Source organism: Massilia sp. DJPM01 (assembly GCF_030348125.1).
GTDB lineage: Bacteria > Pseudomonadota > Gammaproteobacteria > Burkholderiales > Burkholderiaceae_D > Telluria_A > Telluria_A frigida.
In genome coordinates this window covers 1-649 of record NZ_JAQOZV010000213.1, presented here as the reverse complement: position 1 = coordinate 649, position 649 = coordinate 1, and the positions used below count along the sequence as shown (strand labels likewise).

Sequence of the window (649 nt, the reverse complement as noted above, 5' to 3'; positions counted from 1 at the left end):
CCGATACGACGCGGCGGGCCGCGTGACAGCCATCGGCACCAGCACGTTTGAATACGGCGCTGCCGGCAGCCCGGCAGCGGGCCGCGTGACCACAATGACGGATGAAGCTGGAAAAACCGTGTACGCCTACGATGGCATGGGAAGACTTACGAGGAAGGAACAGACGAGCGGCCCGGCGCCCAGGCGCTTCGTGACCGCCTACACCTATGGCACCGAGGGAAGTGCCGCTGGACACGTTACCTCGATGACCTACCCCAGCGGCAATCGTATCGACGTTACCTACGACAGCAACGGAAGGTCTTCCGCGTTGAGCCTGACCCGCCCTGGCGTTGCGCGGACAATGATTCTGAGTCAGATAAGCTACCAACCGTTTGGCGCAGTGCGCTCATGGTTATGGGGGAATCACAGCGCAAGCAGTCCCAACAAGTACGAGCGCCAGTTCGACCTGGAAAACCGTATTGTCAGTTACCCAATCGGCAACGTGAAGGCCGGAGGGGCGACGCGCACGCTCACTTACGATGCCGCTGGACGGATCGTGGCGGCCACGCACGCGGGGAACGCCATGTCAAGCAGACTGGACCAGCGCTACAGCTACGATGGTCGGGATCGTCTGATCGGTTTTACCAGCGTTACTGCCAGCCAGCGCTTT

Annotated in this window: 1 pseudogene; it reads left to right on the top strand. The window is 61.3% G+C overall.

Annotated elements, in window-relative coordinates:
* Positions 1–649: pseudogene (locus PO883_RS34725) on the top strand (hypothetical protein); the annotation flags it as partial.